We start from the raw sequence: 6705 nt of genomic DNA, 5'->3' as shown, positions 1-6705 counted from the left end.
GCTATCGTCGCATTGTCAGGCAATAGCCGGATAAATGTCGCGTAAATGTATCAGATGTGAAATTCTGTCTCTGAGAGCCTTAATTGGGCTGTAAGCCTCTATAATTGTTGTTTGGGTAGGAGAGTTTGGCTTGAGGACGCATTCACAGGCTATACTAGCGGAATATGGCGAGTCATTTCTATGCTTCAATCTCAAAAGAATATGAGTTCTGATGTTCAAATCCTACAGCCCCAAGGTATTTTAGACGGTACTAAAGCTAGCCAATTCCGTCAGGATATTTCTAGGTTAGTTGAAAAGGGAGCTAAAACCATCTTGATTGATTTTCAGGATGTCACATTTATGGATAGCTCTGGTCTGGGGGCTCTGGTACTGGCTCTGAAAACGGTTCGAGCGGCAGATAGTAAATTGGTAATTTGTTCGATTAATGAACAGATTAGAATTCTGTTTGAACTAACCAGTATGGATCGAGTGTTTCAACCAATTTTTGAAAATCGACAGGAGTTTGAGAAAAAACAAAGTTACCTCGGCTAGTTATGCCAATCATCCTCTGAATTTTTAATCGGGGTTTTGGGAAATAAAAAACTGGTTTTGGGATAGATATTTGGGTCTGTGTAATTGATGTTGATATTATGCAGGCTCAACGGTTTTTATCAAAATTTATAACCATCAAAATATGATATTTTTTCATGCCAAATAATCACATATTTTTTAGGGTAAACTAACTTTTATAAGGGAGAAATCATCCTCAAAGGGATGGTCAAAATTGATGGTTTTGACGGCTTCTAAGATGTTATTTAAACTCCCGGATTGAAAGTTATTGTTTCTCATTAAAAGTTTAATAAAGGCATCCATTCCCCAAATATTACCACCGGGTTGATGAATTTCATAGACTCCATCACTAAAAATATAAAGGTTGCTGTTTTTTTCGACGTGACAAGAAGCGTCAATATAGGCAGCTTCTAGGAACATACCTACAGGCATTCCGGGGGTTTTTAATTGTTGAAATTGTAGATTATTGGGGTTTTTTCCAGATAGTAGAATGGCGGGAGGATGCCCAGCGCTAGAGTAAGTTAATTGTCGGGAAATGCGGTTATAAACGCCATACCAAATGGTGAAATATTTATCATTTTGATAGGTCATTTGGAAGGTAGTATTAAGCGATCGCAATACGTCACTAGGCTGATAATAGTTAATATTAGGGATAGCACGGGATCGCAATAAATTCAACACGGAAACCGAGGGCAATGCCGCCCTAAGTCCATGACCAGAAGTATCTAATAAATAGATAGATAAATGGTCGGCATCGAGCCAACAATAATCAAAACAGTCTCCCCCCAATTGCCGAGAGGGGATAAATTTTGCCTCAATACGCACAGGTTCTTCCAGGGGTTCAGGAAGTAGCGATCGCACATATTCGGCGGCTTCGGATAACTCAGTTTCCAATAACTGTTTTTGAGTTTGTAAATCTTGGCTAAGTTGATGAAGTCGCAGACCGGCTCTCACCCTAGCATATAACTCATTCATCTCAATAGGTTTAGACAGAAAATCATCAGCCCCGGCATCTAAACCCTTAACGCGATCATCAACAGCGGTCAGAGAAGTAAGTAAAAAAAACTGAGTAGTTGATAATTCCGGCATAGCCTTAACTTGTCGGCATACTTCAATTCCGGTCAGCCGAGGCATAATCCAATCACAAATCATCAAAGCCGGACGCAATTCTTTAGCCTTTTCTATGCCTTCCTCGCCATTACTAGCTACCACCACATCATAACCCTGCTTTTTGAGTGTTCTTTTGAGCAGTTCTCGAATTATGGTATCATCATCAATCACTAAAATTTTAAACATGGGCGCTGAGTTTAAACAATTAGAGGGACGGTCAAGCAAAGTTATCATTAACCATTAGGATCACCCAGAGCATCTCACCGGGGATGGCTATATTAGATGACAATGAACTAATCCTATACAGAACATTCAAGATAGAGTATAGTCTAATTACAAGATGGCTCGACGATCGCACCTATCGAAAAGTGATTAAATCTGAAGGTTCCCAACCTATCCCTTCTACATTCTGCCTGCAAACGGAAACCAGTTTGGATATGTTGGCAGATGTTTTAACATGGTTTGGCAAATTACAGCCACCATCAATTCCTAAGTCAGTCTGGCTGCGCTGTCAACTGGCATTAGCAGAAGGATTTACCAATGCTGTGCGACACGCGCACAAGGGACTGGCTGTAGATGTTCCTATTGAGATCGAGGTCAGTCTGTTTAACAATAGTATTGAAATCTGCATTTTTGATCACGGTCAACCGTTTGATTTAGATAAAAAACTGCTAGAGATGTCATCGAAAACCCATCAAGGTTCACCGGGAGGGCGGGGGTTGATGCTAATGCGAGATATTGCGGACAAGTTTAGTTATCGGCGGTGTGATCCTCACAGAAACTCTTTAGTGATCATCAAATATTTTTCACCGGACTGAGAGGGTTAAGCCATTGTAGGACTTCCCGTCTAAGTTGGTATAGGTCTTTATAGACTTCGTGTTTAAACCATTGTCCGATCGCGTCTAGGGGGCTAAATGATTCTCCTCGTGGCCAACTGATATCCTGGGCTAGGGGGGTCTGATGATCGCCTCGCAACTGCTGAAGTGTCACCAGTCCAGGAAATCTGTGGTTGAGAATTTGATAGAGTCCGCTACTTTGGTCGATGTTATCTTTACTGAATTGGATCAACAGGTTACGCCGGACTTGATAGCGATCGCCAACTAGGGAATTGGTCTGCTGTGGGGTCGGGGTAAATTCCACATCAATCACGGATGATAACTGTTCTACCAAAGGAATTGACTGTCGGGCGGTATAGTTATTAAAAGAGATCAAAATATTTCCCGCCCTTTCGACTTCAAACAAGGACCCGATCAGTAGATGCAGCTTGCACCCCATACTATGACCAATGCCATAAATTGGCAACCCCCGCCGCCGCAGTTTCTGGGCTGCAAATAGGTCTTCTAAGCCGTCCTCAAAGGTCCATAATACCTCACGCGCCATATTTCCATGATCAAGGGTATTAATAAATGGTGTAGCGATGATGGCATATCCCTGCAACCCTAGTTGTTCTAATAACCAACGATAGGTGATATGGGGGGCTGATGCTACAAACGCCCCACCGAGAAAATGTACGATCGCTTTGGGTTTTGGGGGAATTAACACCCAATTATCGGAAAATTCCAGCCAGTCCATGAGTTACCTTTTCCTACCGCTGTCAATTATAATCAAATCTGGGGGTCTGGTTAATGGCGATTTCGGATTGACCCGTGTTTTTTTTGATTAACCCGCCCCTGGTATTATAAATATCTACCAAAATATTGTTACACAAAGGCTTGCCCGTGTCTTCTAACTCTCCGGTTTTAATCCTCATTGACGGCCATTCCTTGGCTTTTCGCGCTTACTATGCTTTCGGGAAAAGTCGCAGCGGGGGACTGCGAACTTCTACAGGAATTCCTACCAGTGTCTGTTTTGGCTTTCTTCAATCTCTACTGGAAGTTATCGACATCTATAAACCGGAATTAGTGGCGATCGCTTTTGACCGGGCTGAACCCACTTTTCGCCATGAAGCTGATGCTAACTATAAGGCGGATCGCGCCGAAACCCCGGCAGATTTTATTCAGGATATCAATAACCTCCAACAATTATTAGAAGCCTTCCGTATACCGATTTTTTCGGTGGCTGGCTACGAGGCTGATGATGTTTTGGGAACTTTGGCAAATCGGGGAAGCGCCGCCGGATATCAGGTCAAAATTTTATCTGGTGATCAAGACTTATTTCAACTAATTGATGAGCAAAAACAGATTACGGTTTTACATTTAAGCCATGGGAAGGGTAGCAGTCCCCAGGAATTTGCCGCCCCCCAGGTTTATGAAAAATTAAGTATTAAACCAGAACAGGTGGTTGATTATAAAGCACTGTGTGGCGATCAGTCTGATTGTATTCCGGGGGTCCGAGGGATTGGGGAAAAAACGGCGGTTAAATTATTGGCGGAATATGGTTCCTTAGATAGTATTTATGAATCAGTCAATCAAATCAAAGGGGCGATCGCCAATAAACTTAAACAGGGTCAAGAATTGGCTTATCATTCTCAAAACATGGCGACGATTATCTGTGATGTCCCCCTAGATATTAACTGGGAAGATTGCCAACTACAGGGGTTTGATAGCCAGGAAATTATCCCTTTACTACAGCAGTTAGAGTTTCAAGTATTTATTGATAAAATCCATCAGCTTCAATCCCAATTTAAGGGATTAGTTGATGTGGAGATTAACTCAAGTAATTCGGAAGTAAGCTATCCCACAGAGTTGGATAGTTCCGAGGATAGTTCCGAGAATAATGATGATGATGATTTGTGGTTTTTTAGTGCTGAGGATACCGCCTTAGAAACTAAAGCGATCGCCAATTCTATTCATCCTCAAATCATCCAAACTCCCGAAGCCTTAGCCCTATTAGTTAATCGCCTAAAAACCCATACTAACCCGGATAAACCAGTCGCCTGGGATACAGAAACTACATCCTTAGAACCGAGGGATGCGAACTTAGTAGGAATTGGCTGTTGTTGGGGTTCGGAATTATCCGACCTGGCTTATATTCCCCTAAATCATACCCAGGGGGAAATGTTAAATATAGAGGAAGTTTTGCCGGCTTTGCGTCCGATTTTAGAGTCGGAAAACTACCCGAAAACCTTGCAAAATGCCAAATTCGATCGCTTAATCTTACGGAGTCAAGGAATTACCTTAAAAGGGGTAGTTTTTGACACTATGTTAGCCAGTTATGTAATCAATCCTGAATCATCCCACAATTTGACAGATTTATCATTAAGATATTTACCGGATTTAGGAATAGTCGCCCAGAGTTATAGTCAGTTAGTCCCCAAAGGCAAAACTATTGCGGATTTAGATATTAACACCGTCGCCAATTACTGCGGCTTAGATGTTTTTACCACCTTTCAAATCACCCAAAAAATGCAGGATATCCTCAAAGATGTACCACCATTAAATGATTTATTGAGACAGGTAGAACAACCCCTAGAACCGATTTTAGCCGGGATGGAGTTTCAGGGGATTAGGATTGATACAGACTACCTTAATCAACTATCAAAGCAGTTAGGTGAGACCTTGGAAAGTCTCGAAAAAGCATCTCATCAAGCCGCCGGAGAAGTGTTTAACTTAGGGTCGCCCAAACAATTGAGTGAGTTGTTATTTGATCGGCTACAATTAGACCGTAAAAAAAGCCGGAAGACTAAAACCGGATATTCTACAGATGCGACGGTTTTAGAAAAGTTAAAACATGACCATCCCGTGATTAATTATATCCTGGAATATCGGACGTTATCCAAATTAAAATCTACCTATGTGGATGCTTTACCCGAGTTGGTGCGAAGTGATACGGGTCGCATTCATACAGACTTTAATCAGGCGATTACATCAACAGGTCGTCTGTCTTCTTCCCACCCGAATTTACAGAATATACCTATCCGCACGGAGTTTTCTCGCCAAATTAGAAAAGCATTTATTCCTGAGTCTGGCTGGCTGTTAGTGTCGGCGGATTATTCTCAAATTGAGTTACGGATTTTAGCGCATTTAAGCCAGGAAAAGATGTTAATAGAGGCTTATAATACTAATCAAGATGTACATAGTTTGACCGCTCAATTGCTGTTTGATAAGGATGAAATTACAGCGGATGAAAGGCGCTTAGGAAAGATTATAAATTTTGGGGTTATTTATGGTATGGGTTCCCAAAGATTTGCGCGGGAAGTGGGGGTAAGTGCTACGGCTGGCAAACAGTTTATTGATAGGTTTAACTCTCAATATCCGGGAGTGTTTGAGTATTTGGAATCGCAAAAGTTGGCGGCTATTAATCAGGGTTATGTGGAAACTATTTTAGGGAGGCGGCGCTATTTTGAAAGTTTAAAAGGACGCGATCGCGATCGCCTTAACTACCAAGATGAACAAATGTTACGCGCCGCCGCTAATGCACCTATTCAGGGTTCAAGTGCTGATATTATTAAAATAGCGATGATTAAACTGGCTGAAATTCTCAAAAACTACCAAGCCAGACTATTATTACAAGTTCACGATGAACTGGTCTTTGAGGTTCCCTTATCAGAATGGGAGGAACTCCAACATCAAATTAAATCCACCATGGAAAATTGTCTATTTTTATCAGTTCCGTTGGTGGTAGATATTCACGCCGGGACAAATTGGATGGAAGCCAAATAATGGAGAATTGACAATTCTGGAAATTCTCTAATGTAGCTTGCATTAGTGCTTGAGTTTGACCGGAAACGGTAAATAATAGGGCTTCCCGATAAACCCGCGAGGCGGGATGATCAATTAAATTAGCCGCGCCGCTGGATACTGTCACCGCAGCATGGGCGCATTTTACGGCTAAAGCGATCGCCTTTCCTCGTAACTGTACCTGTTCAGAAAAGCTATAATTCCCGTCGGTAATTGCTGCCAATATTTCCCCCCGACAGCCTCCCAACTCTTCTGTGAGGGACTCCAGCGCCGACTCAATAAAAGCAAATTGTTTTTGCTCAAAAACCCTCTCAACAATGTCTAAACCCGCCCTAGCGCATCCCAGAGCGAAAAAACTGGGCTGTAATATAGAACAAGACAGAACACTTAGGACGTATAATGGAGAGGACGAGATGACTAAGAAGAC

6 protein-coding genes are annotated in these 6705 nt (G+C 42.1%); 3 read left to right on the top strand and 3 right to left on the bottom strand.

The genetic code is table 11. The annotated features are described in order from the left end of the window. Positions 1-180: 180 nt before the first annotated feature. Entirely contained in the window at positions 181-531 is a 351-nt protein-coding gene (locus tag P5683_RS21645; RefSeq protein WP_006668629.1) for an STAS domain-containing protein, read from the top strand. Between the two features lie 177 nt (positions 532-708). On the opposite strand, the gene P5683_RS21640 is transcribed toward P5683_RS21645, so the two are convergent. Then, positions 709-1845: a PP2C family protein-serine/threonine phosphatase gene (locus P5683_RS21640; protein WP_008051781.1), complete on the bottom strand. Its 1137-nt coding sequence runs from the start codon at positions 1843-1845 to the stop codon at positions 709-711. 83 nt (positions 1846-1928) lie between these two features. Between P5683_RS21640 and P5683_RS21635 the strand changes: the two genes are divergently transcribed. After that, positions 1929-2477, top strand: coding sequence for an anti-sigma regulatory factor (locus tag P5683_RS21635; RefSeq protein ID WP_006622141.1), 549 nt, complete (start codon positions 1929-1931; stop codon positions 2475-2477). Here the strand turns inward: P5683_RS21635 and P5683_RS21630 are convergent. Next, positions 2455-3231 (bottom strand): DUF1350 family protein, encoded by a 777-nt coding sequence (locus tag P5683_RS21630; RefSeq protein ID WP_006622140.1) that lies wholly within the window; start codon positions 3229-3231, stop codon positions 2455-2457. The genes P5683_RS21635 and P5683_RS21630 overlap by 23 nt on opposite strands. A gap of 146 nt (positions 3232-3377) precedes the next feature. Between P5683_RS21630 and polA the strand changes: the two genes are divergently transcribed. Continuing rightward, positions 3378-6260 carry a DNA polymerase I gene (polA, locus tag P5683_RS21625; RefSeq protein WP_046321847.1) on the top strand — a complete coding sequence of 961 codons (2883 nt, stop codon included), beginning with the start codon at positions 3378-3380 and terminating at the stop codon, positions 6258-6260. Here polA and P5683_RS21620 read toward each other — a convergent pair. Continuing rightward, a partial coding sequence (locus tag P5683_RS21620; protein ID WP_315641036.1) for a hypothetical protein occupies positions 6172-6705 on the bottom strand: 534 nt, incomplete at its 5' end. The genes polA and P5683_RS21620 overlap by 89 nt on opposite strands.

It is taken from the genome of Limnospira sp. PMC 1279.21 (genome assembly GCF_032349615.1).
GTDB classification, from domain to species: domain Bacteria; phylum Cyanobacteriota; class Cyanobacteriia; order Cyanobacteriales; family Microcoleaceae; genus Limnospira; species Limnospira fusiformis.
The sequence above is the reverse complement of the archived record's forward strand: the minus strand, read 5'-3'. Positions and strand labels throughout refer to the sequence as shown.